This is a genomic window from Corynebacterium kroppenstedtii DSM 44385 (assembly GCF_000023145.1).
GTDB lineage: Bacteria > Actinomycetota > Actinomycetes > Mycobacteriales > Mycobacteriaceae > Corynebacterium > Corynebacterium kroppenstedtii.
The window spans coordinates 2228863-2255837 of the sequence record NC_012704.1; the positions used below are offsets into that span (position 1 = coordinate 2228863).

The 26975-nt window shown below is 59.1% G+C and carries 23 protein-coding genes; 7 read left to right on the forward strand and 16 right to left on the reverse strand.

Going from position 1 to position 26975, the window contains the following annotated elements:
- Window positions 1-85: 85 nt before the first annotated feature.
- From proC to CKROP_RS09460, 4 genes are all read right to left on the reverse strand, one after another.
- Entirely contained in the window at window positions 86-928 is an 843-nt protein-coding gene (gene proC, locus CKROP_RS09445) for a pyrroline-5-carboxylate reductase (protein ID WP_041628926.1), read from the reverse strand.
- A gap of 58 nt (window positions 929-986) precedes the next feature.
- Window positions 987-2363, reverse strand: coding sequence for an Rv0497 family membrane protein (locus CKROP_RS09450; protein WP_041628927.1), 1377 nt, complete (start codon window positions 2361-2363; stop codon window positions 987-989).
- Window positions 2364-2466: 103 nt separating this feature from the next.
- Window positions 2467-3411, reverse strand: a complete 945-nt coding sequence (locus CKROP_RS09455; RefSeq protein WP_041628928.1) for a Ppx/GppA family phosphatase — start codon at window positions 3409-3411, stop codon at window positions 2467-2469.
- 73 nt (window positions 3412-3484) lie between these two features.
- A complete protein-coding gene (locus tag CKROP_RS09460; RefSeq protein WP_012732521.1) occupies window positions 3485-3946 on the reverse strand; it encodes a DoxX family protein in 462 nt (153 codons plus the stop codon).
- A gap of 144 nt (window positions 3947-4090) precedes the next feature.
- Between CKROP_RS09460 and CKROP_RS10910 the strand changes: the two genes are divergently transcribed.
- Window positions 4091-4792 (forward strand): hypothetical protein, encoded by a 702-nt coding sequence (locus CKROP_RS10910; protein ID WP_148209683.1) that lies wholly within the window; start codon window positions 4091-4093, stop codon window positions 4790-4792.
- Window positions 4793-4987: 195 nt separating this feature from the next.
- Window positions 4988-6010 carry a DUF3109 family protein gene (locus CKROP_RS09470; protein ID WP_012732523.1) on the forward strand — a complete coding sequence of 341 codons (1023 nt, stop codon included), beginning with the start codon at window positions 4988-4990 and terminating at the stop codon, window positions 6008-6010.
- Between the two features lie 37 nt (window positions 6011-6047).
- On the opposite strand, the gene CKROP_RS09475 is transcribed toward CKROP_RS09470, so the two are convergent.
- The 5 genes from CKROP_RS09475 to mshA form a co-directional block, all read right to left on the reverse strand.
- On the reverse strand, window positions 6048-6734 hold the full coding sequence (locus CKROP_RS09475) for a winged helix-turn-helix domain-containing protein (protein WP_012732524.1): 687 nt from the start codon (window positions 6732-6734) through the stop codon (window positions 6048-6050).
- Window positions 6727-7986, reverse strand: coding sequence for a sensor histidine kinase (locus tag CKROP_RS09480; protein ID WP_237698418.1), 1260 nt, complete (start codon window positions 7984-7986; stop codon window positions 6727-6729). The genes CKROP_RS09475 and CKROP_RS09480 overlap by 8 nt, the downstream gene beginning before the upstream one ends.
- Before the next feature lie 72 nt (window positions 7987-8058).
- Window positions 8059-8805 carry a phosphoglyceromutase gene (locus CKROP_RS09485; RefSeq protein WP_012732526.1) on the reverse strand — a complete coding sequence of 249 codons (747 nt, stop codon included), beginning with the start codon at window positions 8803-8805 and terminating at the stop codon, window positions 8059-8061.
- A 94-nt stretch (window positions 8806-8899) separates the two neighbouring features.
- The gene (locus CKROP_RS09490; protein ID WP_148209684.1) at window positions 8900-9382 is read right to left on the reverse strand and encodes a type III secretion system chaperone family protein; all 483 of its coding nucleotides are present in this window, start codon (window positions 9380-9382) and stop codon (window positions 8900-8902) included.
- Window positions 9383-9399: 17 nt separating this feature from the next.
- On the reverse strand, window positions 9400-10689 hold the full coding sequence (mshA, locus tag CKROP_RS09495) for a D-inositol-3-phosphate glycosyltransferase (RefSeq protein WP_041629631.1): 1290 nt from the start codon (window positions 10687-10689) through the stop codon (window positions 9400-9402).
- Between the two features lie 168 nt (window positions 10690-10857).
- Here mshA and CKROP_RS09500 point away from each other — a divergent pair, with 168 nt between their 5' ends.
- On the forward strand, window positions 10858-12612 hold the full coding sequence (locus CKROP_RS09500) for a long-chain-fatty-acid--CoA ligase (RefSeq protein WP_012732529.1): 1755 nt from the start codon (window positions 10858-10860) through the stop codon (window positions 12610-12612).
- A gap of 28 nt (window positions 12613-12640) precedes the next feature.
- Here the strand turns inward: CKROP_RS09500 and CKROP_RS09505 are convergent, their stop codons facing one another.
- Window positions 12641-13864: a UDP-N-acetylmuramate dehydrogenase gene (locus CKROP_RS09505; RefSeq protein WP_012732530.1), complete on the reverse strand. Its 1224-nt coding sequence runs from the start codon at window positions 13862-13864 to the stop codon at window positions 12641-12643.
- 163 nt (window positions 13865-14027) lie between these two features.
- Here CKROP_RS09505 and CKROP_RS09510 point away from each other — a divergent pair, with 163 nt between their 5' ends.
- Window positions 14028-14894 (forward strand): class I SAM-dependent methyltransferase, encoded by an 867-nt coding sequence (locus CKROP_RS09510; RefSeq protein ID WP_012732531.1) that lies wholly within the window; start codon window positions 14028-14030, stop codon window positions 14892-14894.
- A gap of 12 nt (window positions 14895-14906) precedes the next feature.
- On the opposite strand, the gene CKROP_RS09515 is transcribed toward CKROP_RS09510, so the two are convergent.
- The 4 genes from CKROP_RS09515 to CKROP_RS09530 all read right to left on the reverse strand — a co-directional run bounded on the left by CKROP_RS09515 (window position 14907) and on the right by CKROP_RS09530 (window position 21000).
- A complete protein-coding gene (locus CKROP_RS09515; protein WP_012732532.1) occupies window positions 14907-16859 on the reverse strand; it encodes a hypothetical protein in 1953 nt (650 codons plus the stop codon).
- Between the two features lie 266 nt (window positions 16860-17125).
- Window positions 17126-17989, reverse strand: a complete 864-nt coding sequence (locus CKROP_RS10915) for an abortive infection family protein (RefSeq protein WP_052292421.1) — start codon at window positions 17987-17989, stop codon at window positions 17126-17128.
- A 171-nt stretch (window positions 17990-18160) separates the two neighbouring features.
- Window positions 18161-19924, reverse strand: coding sequence for a hypothetical protein (locus CKROP_RS09525; RefSeq protein WP_041628931.1), 1764 nt, complete (start codon window positions 19922-19924; stop codon window positions 18161-18163).
- Window positions 19924-21000 (reverse strand): hypothetical protein, encoded by a 1077-nt coding sequence (locus tag CKROP_RS09530; RefSeq protein WP_012732535.1) that lies wholly within the window; start codon window positions 20998-21000, stop codon window positions 19924-19926. The genes CKROP_RS09525 and CKROP_RS09530 overlap by 1 nt, the downstream gene beginning before the upstream one ends.
- Window positions 21001-22358: 1358 nt before the next feature.
- Here CKROP_RS09530 and CKROP_RS09535 point away from each other — a divergent pair.
- The gene (locus tag CKROP_RS09535) at window positions 22359-22586 is read left to right on the forward strand and encodes a 3'-5' exonuclease (protein WP_052292422.1); all 228 of its coding nucleotides are present in this window, start codon (window positions 22359-22361) and stop codon (window positions 22584-22586) included.
- On the opposite strand, the gene CKROP_RS09540 is transcribed toward CKROP_RS09535, so the two are convergent.
- Window positions 22564-24045, reverse strand: coding sequence for a multicopper oxidase family protein (locus tag CKROP_RS09540; protein ID WP_012732538.1), 1482 nt, complete (start codon window positions 24043-24045; stop codon window positions 22564-22566). The two genes, CKROP_RS09535 and CKROP_RS09540, sit on opposite strands and share 23 nt — an antisense overlap.
- A gap of 71 nt (window positions 24046-24116) precedes the next feature.
- Entirely contained in the window at window positions 24117-24686 is a 570-nt protein-coding gene (locus CKROP_RS09545; protein WP_012732539.1) for a CueP family metal-binding protein, read from the reverse strand.
- Window positions 24687-25090: 404 nt separating this feature from the next.
- Here CKROP_RS09545 and copR point away from each other — a divergent pair, with 404 nt between their 5' ends.
- Window positions 25091-25813, forward strand: a complete 723-nt coding sequence (gene copR, locus CKROP_RS09550; RefSeq protein WP_148209687.1) for a two-component system response regulator CopR — start codon at window positions 25091-25093, stop codon at window positions 25811-25813.
- A complete protein-coding gene (gene copS / locus CKROP_RS09555; RefSeq protein WP_012732541.1) occupies window positions 25810-26937 on the forward strand; it encodes a two-component system sensor histidine kinase CopS in 1128 nt (375 codons plus the stop codon). The genes copR and copS overlap by 4 nt, the downstream gene beginning before the upstream one ends.
- Window positions 26938-26975: the final 38 nt, after the last annotated feature.

The following is a 26975-nucleotide window of genomic DNA, read 5'->3' on the forward strand; positions in this document are numbered from 1 at the left end:
CAATTGGATTACTTCTGGATTGCTTCACGCCCCTAACTCTCACCGTGCAGTTGTCGTCTTATTTGTCGTGGCTTCCGGAGACTCCTTAGTTGTCGCCCGAATTATCCGATTTCGACGCCGGCTTCCCTAGCTCCTCGGACTTCTTCGCGCATGCTTCCATCGCCCGATAAAAGGCGGTACGCAAGCCGTTCTCGTCGAGGGCACGGGTGGCTGCACTCGTCGTCCCACCTGGCGACGAAACATTCGCGCGAAGCTGTACAGGGTCGGCCCCTTCCTGCGTAGCCATCGTCGACGCGCCCAGTGCTGTTTGCGAAGCCAGCTCCTTAGCTAGTTCACGGGGCAGCCCCAAGTTGACGCCAGCATCCGTCATGGCTTCCAGAACAAGGAAGAAATAGGCCGGGCCCGATCCGGACACAGCGGTCGCCGCATCCATTTGCGATTCTTTAACTTCCGCGGTGTAGCCCAGCAGTCCGAGCAGGTCAGAGACTGTTTCCAGCTGCTCGTCAGAGACGAAGCGGCCCCGCGCGATCACGTTGACGCCCTTGCCCACGAGCATGGGAGTGTTGGGCATCACGCGCACAATAGCCGTCCCCGCGGAGGCGATCCCCTCCAGCGAGGACAAGGTGATTCCTGCGGCCATGGACACCAGGATTGTGTCCGTATCGTTGTGGTCAACGACATCTGCGATGCTTTCCACGACGCCGAGCGTGTCGTAGGGCTTCACGCATAGGAAAGCAATGTCCGCGTTTTCTACCGCAGTGGCATCGTCGTCAACGGCGGTAACTCCATAGCGCTCTTTGAGTTCGTCGCTGCGCTCTGGGCGTCGATTAGCTACGACAATATCCGTCGGATCGTAATCGCCAGACAGTAGGCCCCCAATCAGGGCCTCGCCGATCTTTCCTCCACCAATTACAGCGATTTTAGTCATGCACCCAGGGTGCCAGAGTGAACCATGCACGTCCACCGACACCGACGACGCGGGTTCGCTACATGACGACGAGGTACGGCCCGAAGGTCAGCGCGAGCCCAACTACCGCGGCAAGAAGCATGATGAGCTTGTCTTTTTCACGCAGAAGAGCGTGAACCACCCCGACGAACACAAGAGTCATGACGATGGCCAGCAATGCCGTCAGCGGCACCGAGAACCTGTTCCACAGAATGGTGAACCCTTTGAACACGGCCACGCCAGCAGCCAAGGCGACGATGATCTGGACGATCATCAAGCCAATGTTCATTTTGTCCGAGGACTCGCCTTTGTCCGAGGATGCGCTCTTGCCGCGGGATTCAGCCTTGGCCGCGGCTTCGTCCCGGTCGGAGAACTCATCGTACTCATCGGGGTACTCCGACAAGTGCTCCGAATCCTCGTACTCCTCCTTCAGCAGGATTCCTTCCTGCTCATCGTGCCGATACGCGGCCTCATCGTCGATCTCAGAGTCGCCGTCAGAGGGGTAATTGCCACGCAATAATCCCTGTTCGCCGGCATTATCGTCGGCGGCTGCGAGGTCCTCGTCGGTAATCTGTTGCAGATTGCGAGTCTCTTCCGTCGACGGAGTTGATGTACGCGAGGTCGCCGCCGAAACGGAGCCACGCGACTGATCATCGTCGATCTCGGAGGCGCGGTCCGCTGCTACGCGGTCAGATCCGCCCTGGTACACAACCCGATCCGCAGCCAGATCGTCCTCAGCAATGTCGCTGCTAGCGGCCGAATCGTCAGCATCATCCGCACTCACAGCCCACGTATCTTCATTCCAAACGGTGTCTGCGGCATCCTCAGCTCCGACGTCGGCTGCATCAACGTCACTGTCAACGTCAGCTTCGTCATCAATGACGCGCGCATCGTCGCCGGCACCCTGATCAACCAACTCGGCATCGTCGGCACCCTGCTCGTCATGTGCATCGTTCTGTGCAGCTCGGGCCCAGGTTTCGTCGGACCACGACGAGTCGCTATCCACGGACTCACTATCGACTGAGTCGTTATCCGCCGACTCACTATCCACCGACGCCGAGGTTTCAGCCTCTACCTCATCGGCGTTATCAACATCGACGTCCGTCGGCTCTTCGTACCCGCCGTTTTCGAGGTGTTCGTCGGTAACTTTCGGAATTGATCCCGTCAGTTCTGCGACAGACACGCCCCCCTGTTCAATGTTCCGGTGCCGTCGAGGGGCAACATCGGCATCGTCAGCCGGTTCCCCAGCCACGCCGGCACCCTTCCGGCTCGCGGCGCGGCGAGCAAGAAGTTCTGCCACAGTTATTTGGTCGCCAGCCATACCGTCCTCTCGACCATCAATGGAGAATGGCCCATTGTTCACGGGCCGGACATTAACGCCCTCAACCCTACCCAAGCGCAGGCCAACAATGAACATGTGGCCACATTTTCGGGCCACAAACTAGTTTCACTCTTAGGTGTATAAGCCAAATCCGGCCGACAATCAAACGGTTGCCGACGCCACGGGGCCATAAGCCCGCCTACTGATAATCAGCCACAAAGTCGGGCGAATCGGTGTACCGCATAATGACACCTTCACGCAGAGCCCACGGGCAGATGCTGATCTCTTCCAGATCCAGCGCGCGCATGGCCCCCTCAGCCACCAGCGCACCGGCCACGATCTGCGGCGCGCGATCCGCACTGACTCCCTCGAGCTCCGCGCGGTCCTCCGCCGTCATCCGAGAAATAAACGCAATCAGCTGCCGAACACCCGCGCGAGTCAACGTCCGCTTCACCCTGGGGCCAGCCGAACTGGGAGCGGCGCCCGTCAGTCGGGCCAATGTCCTAAAGGTTTTCGACGTTCCCACGGCAAGATCGGGAACCCCGTGGTTCCTAATCGTCGCTGCTGGGGTGGCCAATTCCGCGTCGATGTAATCGCGCAGCGCTTTAATCTTCTTCTTCGACGGTGGATCTTGGTCCAGCCAGTCGTGGGTCAACCGGTTCGCGCCCAACTGGACGGAGAACGCATCCTCCGGGTCTTCATCTGGCCCGGCGCTGATCTCGAGGGATCCGCCCCCGATGTCGAGGTCAATGATGCGCCCGGCCGACCATCCGTACCACCGTCGGACAGCAAGAAATGTCAGGCGAGCTTCATCCTCGCCGGAGAGAATTTTTAGTTCGACGCCGGTCTGGTCCTTCACTTCCGCCAGGACGTCGTCGGAGTTGGTGGCGGAGCGCACCGCGGACGTGGCGAAGGGGATCATGTCATCGCAACCGAACGTTTCGGCCAGGTCGGAGGCCTCTTTGACCCCTTTGACGAGCTTGTGGCGGCCTTTCGAGTTCAACTCGCCATGCTTATTAATGTGCTCCATGAGCCGCATGGTGGTTTTCCAGTCGCTCATCGCCGACGGTTGACCACCCTGACGGGCATCAACCACCACGAGATGAACGGTGTTGCTTCCTACGTCTAGTACACCGAGTCGCACGGAACACAACTGTATCAGTGCGATAAACGAACCAACGTGGGTGGCGGCGGAGTGACGCAGCCCGCTCGGTTACTTAGTCCTTCTCAGGCAGGCCGCCAGCCCACAGTGCAGCAGCGATCAATCCCGGCTGTCCGAAGAGACGCAGGAGACGTTTGCCGTCGGTATCCAAGTTAAAACCGCCGTTCTTTTCGGCGTACTGCCCCACATTGCCCGGGAAAATAGCAATGTAGAAAGCAGCCAATGCAACCCCCACTTTGCGGCGCTCCTTGGGCAAAGCTAACAGGCTCAGGCCAAGGCCAATTTCTGCCAAACCAGAGCCGACGACGACCGAGTCCTCAGAGAACGGAGCCCAGGACGGGACCTGGTCCTGGAACGTTTTACGGTTCCACGCGAGGTGCGACACACCCGCCATCGTCATAAATCCACCGAGAGCGAGCCGCGTAACCTTCTGGGAAACTGGCTCTTTTTTAGGCGCATGCCCTGCGTATAGCTTCTTTGCGCGGGACAGTCGACGCTGAAGTGATTTCTTAGTCATGATGGCTCCTTCGCTGGGCCAAAAACTCATTGGCCGGTAAACGTTTTACCCATCATACGTCCGTCGAAACACCGCGACAGATCCGCGAAGTGACACGAAACAAAAGAACGAAATATAAGAACCGACCGCAAGGTAATCTGCATAATGTCAGAAATATCTATGGTGAAGGGTGAGCTTAAGCCGATGGGTGACATGACGAGAAGTAGAAAATACGTTTCCCTCCTCAGTGTTATGCCTGTGGTCGGCCTTTGCCTGTCCGGGTGCGACCAGGGCAGTGACGAAACGTTCCAAAGCTCACGATCAGCAGTTTCCCCGTCGGGAACCTCATCGTCGAGTCCCCGCGCCGCATCAAGCAACCACACGAACATTCGGCCTTCTCTCGACTCCCAGGCAGAGGCCGATCGCCATACCGATGGCGACGCCACCGAGAGTGACCGTCGTCGGCAAGAGGACGCACCATCCACATTGAATGGGACGAGCAATTACATCCCCAATCCCAATCAAATCGGCGGATATTGCGGCACAACCTACGACGGGGATGAGATTAAGGCAGAGGCGAAAACATCCTGCGGTTTTGCAGGAGCAATATTCACCTCCGCGATGCAACAGACCTACTCCAAGTGGACTCCTGACCCGACTGTGACTCCCATAATGCGCGCTGACTTCACACAAAAAAGCCCGACGACGGGACAGGAATACACCGTCGTCTGCATTATCAGCACCGCGCAGGACACCCTTTCCTGTCGTGAAAAAATCAGCGCCACCGGGAATGATTACGGCAGTTTCAAGGTTGATTACCACTATGGCCCTGCCGGAACCTTTGGCCCACGAGTCAGTAAGAAATAGGTGCTCCTGGATGAGCAGGAATCACCTGCATATTAAAAAGAAATTCTGGTCTCGAGCAGCAGCTCGAGGCCGTTTTTCGTTTCAAGGAAGAGTTTATCTTCAGTCGTATAACCCCGTATTACGTTTGGGTTCAACCGTCGCTAGATTTTCCGCGTTTTAAGTGATCGCCCGGTCAGCATCTATGCTGAGTGCGCAATGCCCACTCCTAAACCCACCCAGTCCACAGCGCGCACCCATCCCGTGCGCACCGGCTACCCCGAGGGCACCCTCGCGGACCGTTCCATCCGCGCCGGCGTCGAAGTCCCCGCAGACTTCCCCCGCGAATGGCTCTCCTTCCTCAACCCTGACGACGATGATCACCTCATCACCGTCGATCTCACCTGGCTGCTTTCCGGCTATTCTTGCCGGTTCGGCACCGACGCATGCCCGGGGATTGATTCGTCGATGCCCAATGCTGGCTGCTGTGTTCATGGGGCTTTTCTTGCCGACGAAGACGATCACGACGCCCTCACGGATTGCGTGTCCCGTATGCCCGCGAAGTATTGGCAGCTTCGCCCGGAGGGGACGGACGAGTGGCTGAGCACCCGCGATCCGGCGGAGTTGGAGCCCTGGCTGGTGTGGGATGAACTGGATAATGACGACGGCGAACCAGAGCCAGCGCTCAAAACGCCGATTGTGGATGGTGCCTGCATTTTCGCGAACCGACCGGGATGGCCGACGGGCACGGGATGCGCTCTCCACCAGTGGGCCATGGACACTGGCGAACGGCTGGAATACGCCAAGCCTGAGGTGTGCTGGCAGCTACCTTTGCACCGCACGGAGGACTGGGAAACCCGTCCCGATGGCCACGAAATCCTGCACACGACGATTGGCGAATATGAACGCCGCGGGTGGGGCGACGGCGGAGAGGATTTTGACTGGTACTGCAGTGGCGCTCCGGGCTGCCATACGCCCATGCCTTTTCTCCACGGAAAATCCCTGTGGCGCACGCATAAAGATGAGTTGACCGAAATGCTCGGCGAGAGCGCTTACGAGGTCATCGCAGAACATTGTGAAGCGTTAGAGGAACGGGCCCGGATCGTGATGGAGGCCGAGGGAAAGTCCAACGTCACGCAACAAACCGCCGCCACGCAGAATTCACGTCGCCCGGTGTCATTGGGAATGCCGATTGTTGCGATGCATCCAGCAACGGTCGCCGGCACACACCCGGCCAACTAAAAACCGCGCGGCACCACCCCGCTAAAACTCCACATCCTTACTCAAATTTGTATCCCAGCCCGCGGACAGTGATCAGATGGTGCGGGTGCGAGGGGTCATCCTCCACCTTGGACCGCAACCGCTTCACGTGAACATCCAGCGTTTTCGTGTCCCCCACGTAGTCCAGCCCCCACACACGGTCAATCAACTGGCCACGGGTCAGCACGCGCCCCTCATTCCGCATCAGGTATTCCAGCAGGTCAAATTCCTTCAAGGGCATGCTGATCTCTTTGCCGTCCACCCATACCGAGTGGCGTTCAACGTCCATCCGGACGTTCCCGACCTCAAGAATTTCGTCGTCAAACTGATCAGGCCCAGAGGTCCCGCGGCCACGTCGAAGGACCGCCCGAATTCTCGCGATCAGTTCGCGGGCCGAATACGGTTTCGTGACGTAATCGTCGGCACCCAGCTCCAAGCCAACGATTTTGTCCATCTCCGTATCCCGTGCCGTGACCATAATGATCGGCACGGTGGAGCTTTGCCTCAGTTTTTTACAGACTTCAGTGCCGGACATCCCCGGGAGCATGAGGTCGAGGAGAACAATGCTGATCTCGTGCTGGCTGAACTCACGCAGACCCGTGGGCCCGTCCGGGGCGATGATGACATCGAATCCTTCCTTGCGCAGGAGGAATGCAAGCGGCTCGGATAACGTTTCCTGATCTTCGACAATAAGAACACTAGTCATGCGTCGGGAGCTCCAAAGTGAATGTTGATCCGGTTTCCGGCTTACTCCATAGCTTAATGTCGCCGTCGTGGTTTGCTGCCACATGCTTCACGATCGCCAGGCCCAAACCTGTACCCCCAGTTCGTCGGGACCGTGCCTTGTCGACGCGAAAGAACCGCTCGAAAACTCGCTTTTGGTCTTCGGGGGCGATGCCAATTCCGCGGTCTGTCACCCGAACATCCACGACGTCCCGCCCTTTGTCGGGATCAGAGAGCACTTCCCTGGTGACGGTGACCGGCGTTGCTTCCGGCGAGTAGTTAATGGCGTTCATGATTAGGTTGCTTACCGCGGTGACCAGCGAGTTCGTGTCCCCTAGCACGGTGGCTCCGCAGGGAGCGTCGGTGGAAAGTGAGATGTCGTGCGCTTCTGCGGCAAATCGGCATCGTTCAACTGCTTCGTCAACCATATCGTCGATGCTCAGGACTTCGAAGTCAGGTAATGGTTCCGCGCCTTGTAGCTTGGTTAAAGAGATTAGTTCGGTGATCAATTGACCCAGTCTTTGGGTTTCTTTCATTACTTTTCCGCCGAAATATTCGACAGAATCGGGATCATCTTTCGCTTCAAGCAGCGCTTCCACCATCAATGACACTGCTCCGACCGGCGATTTCAATTCATGCGACACATTCGCAACGAAATCCCTCCGCGCAGTTTCCATGCGCACATTTTCTGAATCATCAATCGCATAAATCACGATGAAGCGATTGTCACTGTCAGACAGTAGGCGGACGGCAGCTTTTACCGAAAAAATGGGGCGCTCGCGGGTCTCCCGAGCGGACCGCTCCGGGCGGAACACGATCTCACGCGGCTCACCATCCGCGAAAACCTTCAGCGCTGCTCCCCACGCCGCCCGGTTAATGTGCGTCTTATCCACAATGCCCAGAACTCGGGAGGCATCGTTAGCTAGCACAATGTCTTCATGCTTATCGACGACGACCACCGCGATGGGTGAATTATCGACGGCCACGTTGAGCACGTCGGCGTAGGTCACCAGCTTGCTCGGCGCCTTCGCCTTGGCCTGGCGCGATGGCGAAGCTGATTTCTGAACCCGGGCCGTCGGTTCGCGGCCGGGCGTTTCCCCACCTGGGCGGGGTTTCAGGCGTGGGTGGAGTAACTGCACGCCAGAGAGAACACGGTGCAATTTGGCCACTGTGAACCCAATGGCTCCCCCGACGAACACACTGACTGCGATGATGATGCCGATTGTCGCGGACACATCATTAAGCGTAGTCGGTCACGCGGGGCGGGCTCCCCCATGCCTCACAACCCCACGGCGAAAGGCCCGGTTTTACTTCGAGCCCTGGTTAGCGACGGCTGCAGCTCCAGCGGCAGCAGCCTCCGGATCCAAGTAGGTTCCGCCGGGGTTAACAACGGAGCCGTCCTCGGCGATCTCGTAGACCAGCGGAATACCGGTCGGGATGTTCAGGCCGGCGATGTCGTCGTCGGAAATGTTGTCCAGGTGCTTGACCAGCGCACGCAGGGAATTACCGTGAGCGGCGATCAGGACCGTCTGCCCCTTCTGTGCGCGCGGGAGGATTTCTTCCTTGAAGTACGGGACGAAGCGAGCGACGACGTCCTTCAGGCACTCCGTCTTCGGGACCGAGTCCAGGTTGGCGTAGCGCGGGTCGTCGGACTGCGAGTACTCCGCACCGTCCTCGAGCTCTGGCGGGCGGGTGTCGTAGGAACGACGCCATGCCATGAACTTTTCGTTACCGTATTTTTCCTTGGTATCGGCTTTGTTCAGGCCCTGCAGCGCACCGTAGTGACGCTCGTTCAGGCGCCAGTCGCGGATGACCGGGATCCACAGCCGGTCGGCAGCATTGAGGGCAATATCAGCGGTGCGGATAGCCCGTCGTAACAGGGAGGTGTAGAGCACCTCGGGGTGAAGGCCCTTTTCCTTGATGAGCTCGCCACCGCGCTTGGCTTCTGCCTCGCCCTTTTCAGTGAGATCAACATCGACCCAACCCGTGAACTGGTTGGTGGAATTCCACTGGCTCTGGCCATGACGAAGAAGAATAAGTTTTCCGTTACTCATGCCCTCTATCGTGCCACGAATGGCAACACCTTGCCTAGTGTGCCTGGATTATGCCCAGCGCACGGGCGGCGGCTACTCGTCGGCGACGTAACAGCTACTCGTCGGCTGGCCGGAGGGCCTCGAAGGCTTCCAGGTTTCTGGTGGATTCACCGCGGCTTAACCGCCACGCCCATTCTTTGCGGATGGATTCCTCAAACCCCATCTCAAGCATCCGGTTGAAGTCGTTATCCGCGCGGTCCAGGAGCTGCCCCAAGGCCCGGTCCAGGTTCTGCGGGGTCAGATTCGCTGGCAGGTATCCGGCCAGGTAGATGTCGTTATTCGCGTCGAGCGTGTAAGCAACACCGAATGTTTTGTTGTTCTTCTGCAACAGGAACCGGTACACGTCGGCCTGCTTTTCCTCGACGGCACGGCACACGAAGGCTTCAATGCGAAGGTAATTGTGGCCAGGGATCAGCAGCGCAACGGTTTTCAGCCGCCTGGTACCCGGCAGGATAACGGCCACAAAGTCTTTGCCCTCGGGGGCGTCGTAATCAATATCGTCCTCGTCGAGGAGTGCGATCAGGTCGTTCTTGGTCATACTCCCCATTGTGGCCTCTATGACGCCCCGGCGCGGTCACTTCCGCAACGAACGTGGGGGCCTTTCCGGATTGCGTCCTCATAGATATCGCTCAAGTGGCGCGCTGAGCTGGCCCACGAGAACCTGGAGGCGTGGTCGGTGGCGTTTTCGCCCATCGCGATTCGGCGGTCGTCGTCATCGCACAGGGATTGCAAGGCTGTGGCCCAATCGGCGGGGTCATGCCCGTCGACGAGGATTCCGCTGGTGCCGTCGTCGATAGTAATGGGTAATCCACCGGCGCGCGCTGCGACGACGGGGGTGCCGGATGCTTGGGCTTCGACGGCGACGAGCCCGAACGATTCGTTGTAACTGGGGATGGCGACGATGTCGGCGGCGCGGTAGACGCTGGCGAGGTCCTCTGGCGGGCGGGGTGCGAGGAATCGGACGATGGGGTCGATGCCGAGGTCCCGCGCGAGGTCTTCGAATTCGGTGGGGCGTGCGAGCCCGTTGCCGGATGGTCCGCCGCACATGAGGACGCGTAGTTCCTGGTCGGGGTGCTTTTTCATCATGTTGGCGACGGCCCGCAGGAGAACTTGTGGCCCTTTCAATCGCTGCATGCGCCCGACAAAAGCGATGACCGTGGCGTGCAGGGGGACGCCGAGTTCGCGTCGGCTTCGTTCGGTTGCGCGGTCGGATCCGGGTGAGAATTGTGTGACATCGGCACCGGGGAGGACGACGTCGATGTGCTCGGGGTCGGCGTCGTAGTGGAAGACCAGGTTGTCTTTGCCTGCTTCAGTATTGACGACGAGCCGATCCGCGTTGTCCACGATTTGTTGTTCACAGATGCGGCGTGATTCTGGTTCGGGGCGGTCGCCCGTGGCCAGCGCACTGTTCTTCACCAGCGCGAGGGTGTGCGCGGTGTGAACCTGTGGGACTCGCCATAGATCGCGAAGAAGCCACCCCACCTGTCCGCTCATCCAATAGTGTGAGTGGATGAGCGAGTAAGACACTTTTTCACATTGCGCGAATTCGATGATCCCGCTGGTAAAAGCGACCATTTGTGTGGGCAGTTCCTCTTTGCTGAGCCCCTCGTAGGGCCCGGCAATGATGTTAATGAGCCGCACATTCGGCGCGAGCTGCACGATTTTCCCTTGGCTGGAGCGTGTGGCGCGGGTGAAAATGTCAACCTCGTAGCCCAGTGCGCCGAGTTCTAATGAGGTGGATCGGATGTAGACGTTCATTCCTCCGGCATCACCAACCCCCGGCTGTTCAATGGGGGAGGTGTGCATCGAAATCACGGCGATCCGGCCGCGAGGTGTAGTGCTCATGCTTTTAAGAGTGGATAAGATCGCTACACCGTGCAAGCGTCGCGTGGACGCTCCGGCCTGGTGCATGGACGCTCCGGCCTGGTCTGCGAAACTCTCCCACCCGTGATAGTTTTATCTATAAAAACTTTTATGTGAGCATGGTTAAGGTTAGGGTGAAAACTTACCTGAGTGTCCTCACACGAGATATCGATAACAGAAAGCACAGACATGGGAGCAACTGACGACAAAGCCTGGCTACAGTACTACCCCGATTGGACCGGCCACCAGCTGGATTATGAGGGCATGACACTGTCCACCATTTACCGCGACAACCTGGCTAAATTTGGCAACCGACCAGGCGTTTCCTTCTTCGGTGCCGAACAATCATGGAAAGATGTCGACCAAGAAGTACGACGGGCTGCCGCCGGGCTCTACGCGCTCGGGGTGCGTCGGGGTGACCGCGTCGCAATCCTCATGCCCAACTGCCCCCAGCATGTCCACGCTTTCTTCGCTTGCATCATGTTGGGCGCGGTTCCCGTCGAGCACAACCCGCTCTACACCGCCCCAGAGCTGAAAGGCCCCTTCGCGGATCACGGTGCCCGCATCGCCATCGTGTGGGACAAGTCGGTGGGAATGGTCGAAACTCTCCGCAGGGACCCACACACCGCTCTTGACACCATCGTCTCGGTGGATATGACGAAGGCCATGCCCTTGCACTATCGCATCGCCCTCCGCATCCCGCTCCCGCCGCTGGCCACCATGCGGAACAAGCTCACGACCTCCGTCGACGGAACTGTGCCGTGGGAAACACTGGTGTCCGACGGTTTAGGTGGGGACGGCTCCACCATCGAACCCTATGAGGCGGATCCCGACGACCCCGCGCTGATTCTGTACACATCCGGGACGACTGGGGCGCCGAAGGGTGCTGAGCTCCGCCACCGGAACCTGGTGGCTAATGTCGTCCAAGGCAAGGCGTGGGTGCCCGATCTGCGCCCGGGCAAAGAAACGTTCCTTGTCGCTCTGCCCATGTTCCACGCCTATGGCATCACGATGAATATGCTGTTCGGCCCGTTTATTGGTGGCGCCAAGCTCATCTTGCTGCCCACTCCGGACATGAAACTGATCATGTCGATCATGAAGAAGCAGACGCCGACGTGGCTGCCCGGGGTGCCCACCCTGTATGGGCGCACCGCTCAGGAGGCCGCGGAGAAAGGTATCGACATCCACGGGGTGCGCAATTCGTTCTCGGGAGCGTCGTCGCTGCCCGTGTCCACCGTCGAAAAGTGGGAAGCTCTGACCAAGGGGCACCTGATCGAGGGCTACGGGCTGACGGAGACCTCTCCGATCATTGCCGGAAACCCCATGACCGACGATCGACGCCCCGGGTACGTCGGCATTCCCTTCCCCGACACCATTATTCGGATTGCGGACAAAGATAATTTGGACCGCACCATGCCCGACGGTGAGGCCGGCGAGCTGCTGGTCAAAGGCCCACAGGTTTTCTCTGGCTACATCAATGCCCCCGAGGCCAACGCGAAGAGTTTCCACGACGGCTGGTACATCACCGGTGACGTGGGAATTATGGAGCCCGACGGGTTCATTCGGTTGGTCGCGCGGACCAAGGAGATCATCATCACCGGTGGGTTTAACGTGTACCCGCAAGAGGTGGAGGACGTTCTGAACCAGCACCCCGACGTGGAGGATTCCACCGTAGTCGGCCTCCCGCGCGAGGATGGGTCAGAAACCGTTGTCGCTGCTATCAGCCTTGAGCCCGGCGCGGCCCTGGATCCGGAGGGTCTGAAGGATTACTGCCGGAAGTCTCTGGCCCGGTACAAGGTGCCCCGCACGTTCTACCACTTTGATGATCTGCCGCGGGATCAGATGGGCAAGATCCGCCGACGCGATGTCCGCGATGACATCATTGAGCGCTCGAAGCGGAATTAGCGGACGGGACTAACACCCCGCCGCGGCTTTAAAACCCCACCCACACTGGCTCAGGTTCCAAACTCACGCCGAACACGCCCCGAACGTGATCCTGCACAGCGTGGGCGAGCTCGACGATATCCGCGCTGCTCGCCCCGCCGCGGTTCGTCAAGGCCAGCGTGTGCTTCGTCGACAATGACGCCGGTGCATGCGCGTGAACCTTCCATCCCTTCGTCAGCCCCGACTTATCGATCAACCACGCTGCCGACAGCTTCACACGATCGCCGACGGGGAACGCTGGCATCGACTCCGCGACGTCGTCGTCACACCGCTGACGGACTGCCTCACGGATAAGAGGCAGGGCGTCCGCGTCGATAATGGGATTAGTGAAGAACGAGCCCGCTGACCAGGTGTCATGATCGTTCTCATCAAGGACCATGCCCTTCCCGTGACGCAGCTGGAGGACCGCCTCACGCACTGCGGCGGCTGGTCGTCGAGCACCACCTTCCTGAGCCGATTCTTCCGGGGTCACCCCCAGGCGCCGGGCCAACTCGCCATAGCGAAGCGGAGCCGACACTCCCCCGGGCGTCAATTGGAACTCCACGGCCGTCACCACGGCGCGCCGGGTGAACTTGATGTTCGAGTAACGATAGGCCAGGTCGAGGGCGTCGGGAGTGATCCACTCCTGCGCACCCGGCTCGTGCTCATCATCGCCGCAATAAGTCAACAGCACGCGCTGCAGCACCGAGGACACCTCAACGCCATACGCACCCACATTCTGCACCGGCGTCGCACCGACCGACCCCGGAATCCCCGACAGACACTCCAATCCGCCCAAACCCGATGTCACGGTCGCGGCCACGAGGGCATCCCACTCGACACCGCCGAAACAGCTCACCGTGCCTTCGTGAACGTCCATCATGACGGGCGCCAACTGCGATTCGTCATCGTCGGGATCGTCCAAAATCGGCCGCCGAACCATCAAATGAACGGCAATCAGCTCCTCCACCGACGGGCTCTCCGCGACCACCAAGTTCGATCCACCGCCGACAACGATCCACGGCACCTGAGCATCAACGACGGCTTTCACCACTGTGGCGACGGCGCCGGGGGTTGTTACCTCGACGACAGCGCGCGGAGTACCGCCGATGCGCAACGTCGTTAAGTCCGCGAATGACTTCCCGCGGACGACGGACACACCAACGGTCGCGTCCAGGCGCTCCAGGAGGTCATCGGTAGAATCCTGCTGCGGACTCGTCGGTAAAGAACTCATCTGCTCAGCCTTAGTGTCGGATTGGTGGGCTGCCGTTCAGCCCCGGTTGACTCGTGACAGTACGGCACCTCAGTCTACGATCACTATCGACGAGTGGGTAGTACCACATCCACACCACCGCTAACGACGCTTCGAGCGCACTTCTGCTGAACCGCACCCCGCTATGGACAAACCCTCGACCTCACATGGGAATCGCCACCACCCCGACGCTGGGACGCGGAATCTACGCGCCCATAATGTCCGCACACCGTCGTGGAGCGGGAATGGGCCCGTCGGCACCGTGACACGCGGAACGACGGGGATCAACCGGCTGCGACGATGCGACCGATGGGTTGTGCATAACGCGGACCTGCGCCACGCGCTCCTCCATGCGGATAGGCCCCTGGCCGTGGATGTGGGTTACGGCGCGAGCTGGACGACGACCTGCGAGTGGGCGAGCCGTTTACGCACTATTCGCCCTACTATCGACGTCACCGGCCTGGAGATCGACCCCGAACGCGTCCTCCCCGACCGCGATGGGGTTCATTTCGCGCTCGGCGGGTTTGAGCTGGCCGGGCTGCGGCCGCACCTGGTTCGCGCGTTCAATGTGCTGCGACAATACGATGTCGCGGATGTTCACGCCGCGTGGGAAACGATGCAATCCCGACTCGCGCCGGGCGGGCACATCATCGAGGGGACCTGCGACGAACTCGGCCGCCGGTGCTCGTGGATTCTCCTCGACGCCGACGGACCGCGCACACTGACCCTCGCGTGGGACCCTTTCGACGTTGAGAAGCCCTCTGACCTGGCCGAACGCCTGCCCAAAGTTCTGATTCACCGCAATGTTCCGGGCGATCCCGTCCACGATCTGTTCTCGACGCTCGACGACGCGTGGAACAGGACAGCGCCATTCGATGTGTACGGTCCCCGTGTCCGATGGCGAGAAACACTGACCTACCTGCACCGATCTGAATTTCCTGTCGGCGCTCCGAGGCGACGAATCCGCGACAACGTCATTACCGTTCCGTGGGAGGTTGTTGCGGAAGGGTGACGTACCCCCCGGCTAGCCGTCTGTAGTCTCTGCTCTGCCCAGCCGCTCGAGTTGCATATACGCTGGTAGAAGTCCAAAAATAGGATGGTAACCAATAGCTGTGATCCACTGTCGGATATCGATGCATCCTTCGGCGTTCACAACCTGGCATGCAATGTGTGAACCAGGAAAATGGTTTGCGCAGATCCGGTTCACTGCATCGTTGACCCCTTCAATTAGTGCATCTTCTGCATCTTCTGCATCGTCATCCCTATGCGCGATAGCTACCGTAATGCAGTGCTCGGCAGCAGACCCCGCTACCCGCGAATGCTTCACACCAACCCACGAAACGCCGCGGAGAACACATTCCCGGAGAGCAAGCCGAACCGCAGCAAGCGCAATGGCCTGATCTGTAACGGCATCGCTTCGAGCCCCGAGTACTAATGGCCATAAGCACGGCAACGAGTCCGAGTGAGATGCCCGGCGCGGATTACCTGGAGAAGTTCCGCCCGAACTTGCACTATCCGTCGCTGTACGAGTTTGGGCAGCAACTGGCGTTTCCGAGCGCGCTGTCCCCGCCCTCACTATCTCGACGGGAAAGTCCATCGCTGGATTCACTCCGAGTTCGTCCACTACATCGCAGACATCGTGAATCACGCTGCCCAGCGGAGCAGTAGCGTCAACCTCCATGGTAAGAAGTGGTCGATCTACTGAGTCCCGCATTAATGACACAACATTGGGGTGGACTGCCCACACGGTGGTTGTCGGGCTGGACGTATGTGTTTCTCGATCTGCAGAAATATCGTTGAGCTCAGACATGCCGGTCATTCCAGCCCGGACATCCTCCGACAGTCCCCACGTAGCCAAAGATTCCCACATCACGGTCGGCGTGGCGTGTGTCCCAAGACAGTCAGGATCAGCCAGCAAGCACTCGCGCTGCAACTGGTCAATGGCCTCGGCAGAGCGAAGATAATCACCCCATTGAATACGACGATCAATGAGAGTCCGATCTGGTGTAAACGAACGCGCCTCAATAACACCGCTCTCCGGATCACGATGCACGACGACAGCCTTATGCTCCCTAATGGCCTGTGACTCTACGCTGAACGGAGGGGTGACAGCCTCACTCACAACGGAGGGGAAGCAATCGTCGGGCAGAATTCCTGTGTCCAGCGGAATTCTGTACAGAATGACCGGAGTTTCTTCAGCGTCGGGTTCGTGGACCGTGGAGGGAAAAGAAGAGTGGCGTCGGACATCGTGAAACACCGTTCGACAATCGACGGTACTTCCGAAAGCGGTCGCAAAGGCCTGGGCACGGTCTATGAGCCGCTCCAATACCCGCTCAGTAAAAATTGGATCCTCGGCGTGGACGTGCAAAGTGATGGGAGGGAAGAAAGATGCCGGTTCGATACCAGTCCGATGAGCAACGCTATACGCAAGACGACCGAAGGCCATCGTGCTGCCATCATGGTTCGCGCTACCGGTCTCATAATTCCCCTCACTACAACGGTCCGCGTAGTCACGGGTTAGGTCCCGGATAGTGGAGCCAGGGAAATACTCACGCACGGCCAAGGCGAGAAGCCCCAATGGTTCGGCCAGATTCCAGAGCGGGATGTGCTCTGATAGTACTGAACCAGCTGTGGTTGTACTGATCTCGTGTGCCGTCGCGAGCGATGCGTCCGGGCTGTAATCACGGGGAGCATCACTGAAATCAACGACAGCAAAATCGCCGTTCGTGAGGCCACCGCCCGTTATGTGCAGATCCTGCGGGTAGACATAGCCCAGCGCTGTTTCGTCGAGGGGTGAACCTCCGAGAAGCCACTGAATATGCGTGTATTCTCGTTCGATCGCCTCGAGTGTGTGGGTACATCCTCCGGCACTCTCGATCGAAATATGCCGTGCGGAACTCCCCGGTGTGAGTGCCAGCCCGCGCGAGTGCCGGGGAATAGCCAGCCCGCCGGTCCAGGCAGCAATCGTGATGTTCACGATGGCAGCTCAGCCTAGCTTTTCAAAAAGTGTCTCCCGAGCTGCGGATATGAAATCTCCCGAGAATTAATTCCCCGACTAGGGCTCTTCAACTGGCCGCGAATCAGGCCGTAGATTCGCCGTCTAACGATTGCTTTCCTCGGTCTAGCACATACTGTGGACATGGGAAAAGCTCGCCCAGCTTGACTAGACGAGCTTTAGAACATTTGTCTTATTGAATTGTCCAGAGCTTTTCAAGTCGACGTTCCACGACTAGAAAGTCAGTTTCACTTGTTAGGCTCCTCAAAACGCCAAGGAGCGGTCTCAGAGGAGTAAGTTGTAAGCATCATGTGACACCAAAGACGAGCGGCATTCACTGCCAGCTCCGCATGGCGCTGCTCTAAACCCGACCTTAAACTCCCAGGTCCGTGCCCAGTCCCATAGCTGTTGCGAAGTTCGGCAAGGCCCAAGGCAACATTACCGGCACCTTTGAGTATCTGCCTTACAGCCTGCAGTTTGTCCGGCCCGAGCTGTTGATTCCCGTCCGACAATCCAATGGAGTGCTGGGCTTTTCTCAGTAAAGGTCCAATTTTGAGTTTCGGATCGTATTCAACCTTTCGCTCGTTGAGAATTAACTTTGCGGTGGTTTCAACAAGTTCCTTCGCTTGCCCAATAACCAATTCTGGATCCGAATCACGTAAGGCCCCAGACAGACGTTCTAAGTGGACAAAAATAGCACTCGGATCGGCTAAAGCTTGCAAATCTTCCGGCGAAATCTCAAGACTCTGCGGCAATTGAATCAGCCACTTGTCCGAAACTTCAAGACCCGCAGCTTCAATTTTTCGCGTGAGCTTGTCAAACTCTCTGTCACGGTTAGCCAGGTATTCTTCTGACCATCCATTCCAAACTTCCAACAGAGTTTCTTGAAAAACCCTGAGAGCACGTGCGACCTCTCCATGAGACGTCCAATCGACTTGACGAATATACGCCTCATACAACGACACCCTCTCCCCGCCGATTGGCTCTACCGAAGAAGGCTCAGAAAACCCCTCCGACTCCCACATACTTCGAATTTCACGAAGCACAATGCCACTTGTCATATCACGCACAAAGACACGAATACCTACAGGTACAAGCTCTTTCGGTTCCATTCCACCTCTACCATTCATCACGTCCAAATATCGCTATCGTACCCCGCAGCCTTTGACCTAAAACACGACTTCTGGCTCCATCAAGTTCGATTTGCGGGCCTCTGAAGCCGTGTACCCTCAGCCCAAACTCTGCAGGCAGAATCGGTGATACGAAGACTCTCAGGTACACAATTACGTTCGAGGCGGCACCTTGGCGAGGTCTCGGCCGGTATCTTCACGAACCATCCGGAGTCGTCGTGTCATCGAGTCTTGGCTTGCGGTTTTCCGCTCGAATGACTCTTGAATCGCCAGGTTCGTCGAGGCCACCCACAGAGCGAGCGTGATGTAGAGCATCGGCTCACGCCGCACACCACGCTTGAAAGATTCCATGCCCGTTACGTGCGGGGACTTCATGATAGAAAAACGCTGCTCCGTAATCGCACGGGCTGCCTCATAATACGTTGCGTGCTCCCAGGAGCCAGGAACCAAACCCCACTGGGCACGTCTCCACTGCTCAGGGGTAAACGTGTGCGTAATACTGGATTTTGAACAGCATTTATAGTGATCTGCGCTCCAGCTGGGTGAAATCTCCGGGGCTTCCTCGGATGCGAGCGTCATCGACGCCGGTTTGAGTGGGCATCGCACGCGTCCCTGTACGGCAGGGCATACTAAATCGATTTTCACGGGTCGCTCATCCGAATTTTCTTCCTGCTTACGAGGGCGACCACGGCCCTGACGCGCACGATAAGGCCTCGAATTAGTCCCCATGATCAGTGGGAATAAAGCTTCAAGTCGAGCATCGTGGCGCTCAAAACCGTCATCCTCTCCAAGCAGTTCCATCGTGCGTCGAACGATCTTCCCGTCGCCTGCGATCGCACGCGCAGCAGGACAATAAAACTCCCCCGCGATTTGAAGTGGTCCACTTGCAGGCTCGTCCCCGACTGCGGTGTCAGATGCAAAAACAGTACGCCAAGACTTGGGATAACGCACCACCGGAGCATAGCCTGCGGCCAGCAATTCATCGTTAAAGTGCTGTTTGACGTTGTAGCCCATATCGACGGTCAGCAATGGCACACGTCCACGCTTAATGCGCTGGTCAAACCCATTTTCTTGATGAAAACGAATAGCACGCGCCAAACCCTGCACCGAGCCCGAACTCGGTTTATCAATCGAAATCCCCGTAATCACTGGGGCTACCGAGTAAACCGCTTTTGGTGGTCCGACGCGACAGACCGCAGTAATGCCAACGGCCACGCCACCTTTGGTACTACGCCGGGTACCCAGCTCGGAATGCAGGGAGTGATCTTCGCGATCGCGGATATAGTATGCACCCGAGTACGCGGCACCTCGGCGTTTCGCGTCCCGGCTGCCTAGCCCCATCGACTGGCCCGCCAGGTCGATGTTGGTCTCGTCGGCGATGATATCGCCTCGATATCCTTTGGGGGCTTGCTCATGGATTGAGCCTGCCACCAGCGAGTTTACAACCTGATGAAGTCTCTCAGATGCAACTTCGGAGGCTTGCTCTTGCTCCGGAGAACGCGCGGCCATCATTCGACGATGATCACCATTTTTCACGCGGCGTGCAGGGGCATCTGGCAGTGAATCAAGAGATTCAAGCCGCCCCGTTAGCCACATGGCAAAAGCACGATAGGTCCCCTCGCCACAGGAAAGATCTAAGCCAAGCCGCTCCTGTTGGGCAGGCTCTAGCGTCCACAAGGTGCGCCAAATCTCCGCCATCGAGGACACACGCCGAATCCCGATTAAGGCCAAACCCACGGTAAGCACGCTCAGCATCGAATACTGTGGTCCGGTGGATTTGCGGCCACCCACGCCACGGTCCTGGGAAAAATAGAAATCAATCATCCGGTGCGCACCAGATTTTTCAATCACAGCCGCGCAGCGCTCCACATAGTCCGGAGAGATCATCATCCTCTGCTCCTGCACCGCAACGGTCATCAGCCGTCCACCTCCTCACAGTGCAGCAGGACTTTTGCCTCATCTTCCGGTGTAAACTTCGGCAGGTCTGCTTCCAGATCATGCAAAACCCGCAGGTCAGCAATGCCTGCCATTTTCATCAGCATCGCAGCCGGAACCCCTGGGTCAGAGGCCAGTTTTACCACCCACCGATTCCGCAGCGCCGCCGCATTAAATCCGGGAAAACCCTGCTCAACGAGCTCTTCCGAGACATGACAAATCGCATTTCGAGGCATGGTTTCCCCAACAATAGGAAACACGTAACCCTGGCCGACCTCGCGTGCACGAGTCAAAAGACGATGACCTCGAACGGGACACACCACCGGCACCACGCGAGAGACAATGCCTCTTTTTCTCACAGCGATTTGCACTACCGTGCGTTCTGCCAGCTCAAGAGGGGAAATGTCACTTCCCCGCAGGTGACGGATCTCCTGAGACGACAAGCCCGCCCCAGTAGTGAGATCCAAAATCGTCAGCAGCTGCGCACGCAGCACCGGTCGCAGGCTCGGAGCAATTGCATACAACTCATTCTCCAGTGACGTTTTCGCGGCCGGGACCGCTTTGCGGCGCGGTCCTCGTTGACGATGCGGCTCAGGAAATTCGTGAGGATATAAAACCCGGCCTGCAGCATAGAGGATCGTCCGATAAGTGCGCTGTGACCTGCGAGAAAAGACGTCATCCCGGAACAGCCATTTATCCACTGCAGGTCGTGTCAGCGCTCGTTCCTCGTCAACCGAGCCGAAGACGATCGCCTCATCGTAGAGGTATCGCGCTACAACTCGAACCGCCTTGACATCAGCGACCTCGTCGATAGCTCGGGTGTGTGCTTGGACAAGGGCTGCACGGTCAATGGCGTCGCTCCGCAGTGGTCCCGCTGGACGCTGGATTCCGATCTCCCTCAGTCTCAAATAGCGATCTGTATCAGGCAACGTGCGTCGAGTAAGTCGGCGCACCCTCGACGGCGACGCTTGACCGATCGCCGCGACAGCTGGAGTATCCCAGTGCTTTGCTTTCTCGACGACTGCGGGTGCTGCTGCTAGTGCGGTGAATCTACCCATGGCCGATCACCTGCTCGGTAATCGGGGTGGCAAAAGTGCTGCCGCTATTGCTAATTGATTTTAGGCATGACAAGATAAACACATCTCCGTTTGATTCTCTCGAAGGTTTTGAATGGATTTTTGGCACTAAGCTCCACAAGCTTGTGCATTTACAAAGCGTGATCTGGCAGGATCGCGCTTTGTTTCGTTTTTGATGAAAAGTTCGCTAGCTAGTTTTCCTCCCCAGCACCATGATGCGTATTATCACCAACTAAATGCTCCAGCTCATCGGTTACGACTCGGGCAATGGAAGCACCCCTTGAATTAGCCAAAATGGTTAGCTCTCTGACCATTGGCGCTGGGAGGCGAACCTCCAGCCGGATATGAGAATCCTCAGGCACCCAGCGAACACGACGCCGACCAAAATGCGTGGCAGGAATACAAATGTCTTCAGTTTTATCCACGATCACGCCTTTCCCATCTGATCGCAACTTCTTCGCTGGCAGCACCAGACTAGCCGGTTGCAACCGGCTCCAAAAACGCTTACCCCCACGTCAAACGACGAAAATGGAGGATAATTTTAATTATCCGGCATTTTCGAAACAGTGCTGGTCAACACTTACATTTTGGCTTGCATAAGTTACAGTGAAGCGCATGTATTGCATTCTTCGGTTTTGCCCTCTCCTAGAACTACCCCCGGTCTCGCACCAGAGATAGCTTTCTTCCGCTCATTGCGAAAGCCACTGCGCTAACACCGCAGCCGCAAGACCAACCCTCACTCAGCAGAACAACCATGAAAGTCTTTAAGCTTCTCATCGAGCTATTGTGCAGCGAGAGATGCTCGCCGCCGCTTCCATCCACGTAAATCGGCTCGCCTTATGCTGGTCCCGTTCGGAGACTTATAACTAAAGGCGAGCCCAACGCGGCACCAGAGCTAGAGGCAGAGCACGAAGACGGCCAGGACGCCGAACTCTAACAACGCTCAATAAAACAGGCTTAGTCCTTAGTTGGTGCTATCCCAGAAGTCATCAGGGATAGCCTTCCTATCCAGATCGTCTAAATGCTCTATGGCGTCCGCCTCACTCATGTCTTGACTCATAAGCTCATCAATTCATGTACTGGGTAGCAGTATTTAATTCCTGCTGGGAATTATCCCGCAAGCTCGGCCCCCGCCGCTGACCCTCCCCAGTGGTCGTAGTAGCGGGGGTTGGGGTGGTGTTCGGATAGTCCTGCGAAGTGCTCATAGCACTAAGGCAACCACACCCACGCCCGCTACGAAAGACCAACCACACTCACCCTGTGGACAACCCGCACGGGGCCAGTGTGGCTATCCACAGAAATCCACCTTGTTTGCAGTGTTCGATAGCGTTTAGGCGGGCATGTCGGTCTTTGCGGTCATTGATACCGAAACCACCGGCTTTAACAAGCGCTACGACCGCATCATTGAACTTGCTGCCGTGCGCGCTGACGCATACTTCAATCCCGTCGACTCCTGGCACACATTGCTCAACCCTGACACCAAAGCCGTGTCCACTACTCGGGGGGACACCCCGCCCACCTCGGCACTCAACCCTGCTGTGGGGGTTACTCGTAGCGAAGCGAGCTGAGCATCCCGGTTTCCATGTGATAGGCGTTATGGCAGTGAAATGCCCACTCACCGGGGTTGTCAGCGATCAGGTCGGCGATCATGGTTTCACCGTGGCGGAGAAGGACGGTGTCCTTGCGTAGTCCGCCGCTGCCGGGCAGCGCCCACGTGTGGCCGTGGATGTGCATGGGGTGGGGCATCATGGTCCTGTTGCGCATGACCATCCGCAGGCGCTGGCCCTCCTGCACGGTCGCGGAGGAGGATTGGCCGTCGGTGAGAATGCTCCATTCGTACGGCATCATCTGCCCGCCCAGGTCGATGCTGACTTCTCGGTCTGGTGTGTCCTCGGGTAGGAGTGCACGGTCTGCTGGCTTCAGGGAGGACAGAAGCAGTCCGGTGGACGACACCTCGGGGAAGTCGACATCGGGGTGGGGGGCTTGGCCGCCGGCGGTGCGGATGACGGCGAAGGCGCGGTCGTCCTTACCCACCGCCAAAGCCGTGAGCGGGAAGATGCCGTCGCCGAGGATGACCTCGACGTCGACACGCTCGCCCATCGACAGGTAGATCGATTCGGTCTCCCTGGGCTGGACGGGGAAGCCGTCGGTGTGGGTGACGGTCATGCGGTGACCACCGAGGGCCACCTTGAAGATGGTGTCACCGCCGGAGTTGATAAACCGCAGGCGGGCCTTGTCGCCCGGGCGAGCCTCGAAGGTCCGGTGAGCACGGGGGATACGTCCGTTGATGAGGTAGTGCGGATACATCACATCGCCGGCATCCCCGCCCAGTACCCGGTCCGGGGTGCCGTGCATCATCTGGCCGTGACCTCCCATTCCCTTCTTCCCGTTATGGTCGCCTGAACCCATTCCGGTGAGCTTGTCGAGCTCATCGTCGGGAGTGCCCTGAATGCCATCGACCCAGTCGTCGAGCACGATGGTCCACTCGACGTCCTGGTCCTCAGCGTCTTGCGGGTCACGGACGATCAGTGGGGCGTGGAGGCCGCGATCCAGCTGCAGGCCGGAGTGGGAATGGTAGAAGTAGGTGCCACCGTGGGGGACTTCAAAAACATAGGAGAAGGACTCGCCAGGTTCAATGGGGTCCTGGGTCATGCCGGGCACACCGTCGGCTGCGTTGTGGAGTGCGATGCCATGCCAGTGGATGGAGGTGCTCTCAGGCAGTTCATTGGTGATATCGACCTGGAGGACGTCGCCGGCGGTGGCCTCAATGGCCGCATCCCCGGTGTCAGAGACGTATCCCCACGTCTTGGCTTCGATGCCGCCGATATCCAGAGAGAGGGGCCGGGCGGTCAGTGTCCGGCGCACCGTCGGCTCACCGAGCGCAGTGGGGGTGGGAGTGGGGCGAAGAGAGGAACCTGGTGCCGAGGCAGCGGGTCCAGGGTCGCTGGTGCAGGCGGCCACGGCCCCGGTTCCGGCGAGGACGAGCCCGCCGAGCAGAAACTGTCGTCGGGAAAATCCGTTCATCATGATTTAACCTTCCTTGGTGTTAGATTTCAGTGACACGGGAGACAGGCGCAGGTGAGGACCCTGCTGAGCCATCACGTCAGGTGCAGGTCTGTGACACAGGTGGCACCGTCGTCGGCGGTGGAAAACTCCGCGGTGCCGGTGCGCCCCTGGTAGCTGACCTCAATCAGGCCGGTGGCATCATCGGGAAGCCAGAAGCCAATAAACCCGTTGTCGAAGGTGGTTGTCGCCTCGTCCACCAGCACCTCACCGGTCGCCTCATCGGTGATCGTGACCTGGATATCCTCATTGTCGAGTTCCCCCAGGCAGGTCGTGAGGCTGTGGTAGAAGCAGTCGTGGGTGGAGGTGAGATAGGGTGCGATCGAGACATACGTCTGATTGTCGGGAAGATCGACCACGACTTCCTGGTCATCGCTCGAGAGCAGCAGTTTATCGGCACGTACTGAGGCGTTCAGATCCGTGGGACGCTCAGTGACCTTCTGCCGGTCGAGGTGATCAATGATCTCCACCGCGTCCATGGCGGCCAGGCCATGGGTAGTCAGGAATGTATCCTGGGACACCGTCCCGTCGGCGGTGGGTTCCGGGTCGGCGGCCGAACACCCCGTGAGGGCGAGGGCGGCGGCTGCGATCGCTGCTCGTTTCACGTCAATCTCCTTGGATCGTGGTAAGACCGTGAGAAGACACCGCCTCAAGGTCGATGCCATACCTTTATCTAGCACGGGTGCCTGACGGACTAGAAATCAAAAACCCTGCTCACAGCCTTATAACAGGGCGAAAAGGGGGTGAATTCGGTGGCCTGGGTCACCACCGGGACACCACCCCACAGCCGTGGGCGATGGCCTTCTACCCGCCCCGGGTATGCGGTGCAGGCAGTGAAATTCCTGGTGGCGCCTGCTGAACCGACCAGGGGAGACGATGCCGCCGGCCCGGGGTGGGGCACAGGGGTGACGGCGGTCGAAGGGTGATGTTTGAAGATTTGATGAAGATTTCCCCGCCGGGCACTGAGCCAGGGTGGTATTCCCCCCTGGCCGGAGCGATACTGGGGTCTATGGCTGACCGCATACCGACCACCGCCACGCCCCCGGGGCGGGTGCTGGTCGTCGATGATGAACAACCCCTGGCTCAGATGGTGGCCTCCTACCTCATCCGGGCCGGCTTCGATACCCGCCAGGCGCACACCGGCACCCAGGCCGTGGACGAGGCCCGTCGCTTTTCTCCCGATGTTGTGGTGCTGGATCTGGGGCTGCCCGAACTTGACGGCCTGGAGGTGTGCCGACGCATTCGCACCTTCTCGGACTGCTACATCCTCATGCTCACCGCGCGTGGCAGCGAGGACGACAAGATCTGCGGTTTGACCCTGGGGGCGGATGACTACATCACCAAACCTTTTAGCATCCGGGAACTGGTGACCCGGGTGCATGCGGTGCTGCGCCGCCCGCGCACCAGCACCACCCCACCGCAGGTGACTACCCCCTTGATCGTTGGTGACCTCATCCTTGACCCCGTCGCCCATCAGGTGCGGGTGGGGGAGACGACCGTGGAGCTCACCCGCACGGAGTTCGAGCTGCTGGTTGCCCTGGCCCTGCGCCCCGGCCAGGTGCTGACCCGCCACGACCTGGTCACCGAGGTCTGGGACACCACCTGGGTCGGTGATGAACGCATCGTCGATGTCCACATCGGCAACTTGCGTCGCAAGCTCGGCACCGACACCCGGGGCCGGGGGTTTATCGACACCGTGCGTGGCGTGGGCTACCGGGTGGGGCAGCCATGAATCACGGACCCGGCCTGACCTTCCGCTTCCTGGCCGCCCAGGTGTTGGTCGTGGTGATTAGCCTGCTGGTGGCCGCGGCCGTGGCCACGATGGTGGGCCCGACCCTATTCCATGATCATATGTTGATGACCGGCCGGGAGGACCCCTCGCTGGAGCTGTTCCATGCCGAGCAGGCCTACCGGGGCGCCAACCTGATCACCCTGGCCGTCGCCCTGCCCACCGCCTTAATCAGCGCCCTGCTGGCCAGCCTGTGCTTATCACGTCGTCTGCGCACCCCCCTGCAGGATCTCACCCACGCCGCTACCAGCCTGACGGCCGGCAACTCCCGTATCCGCGTGCCCGCCGGAAAAGCAGGCCCCGAGGTTACCACCCTGGCGCATGCCTTCAACACCATGGCCGATCGGCTGGAACACACCGAACAGGTCCGCCGCCAGATGCTCTCTGACCTGGCCCACGAAATGGGTACCCCCTTATCGGTGCTCACGGTCTACCTCGATGGTCTCCAGGACGGGGTCGTGGACTGGAATAATGCCACCCACACGATCATGGCTGACCAACTCACCCGCCTGACCCGGTTGATGGAAGACATTGACGATGTCTCCCGGGCCCAGGAACGCCGGATCGATTTGGACCTGGCGGAGGAAGGGCTCGGGGATCTGCTCCATACCGCCGCTGCTGCCGCGGGGGAAGCTTATGCTGACAAAGGCGTCGATTTACAGGTCGAGACCATTACGGACACCGCCCGGGTGCTCGTGGACCGGCAACGGTTCGGCCAGGTGATGAGCAATCTGCTGTCGAACGCGCTACGGCACACCCCGGCCGGCGGGCAGGTCCGGATCAGCGTCCACCGACAGGGGGCGTCCACCGCGCTCATCCACGTCGTCGATGATGGCGATGGCATCCCACCTGACCAGCTCAGATACATCTTCGAACGCTTCTACCGGGGGGATGCCGCCCGCAGCCGGGACGACGGCGGGGCCGGTATCGGTCTGACCATCTCGAAGGCATTGATCGAGGCCCACGGCGGCACTCTCACCGCCACCTCCCCCGGACCCGGTCGCGGAGCGGTGTTTGCCCTCCGCCTCCCACTGTCCCCTCCCGACAGTGAGGAGGCTGCTCGATGACCACACCCTGCCCCGCGTGAGAGCCGCGCCCTCCACCC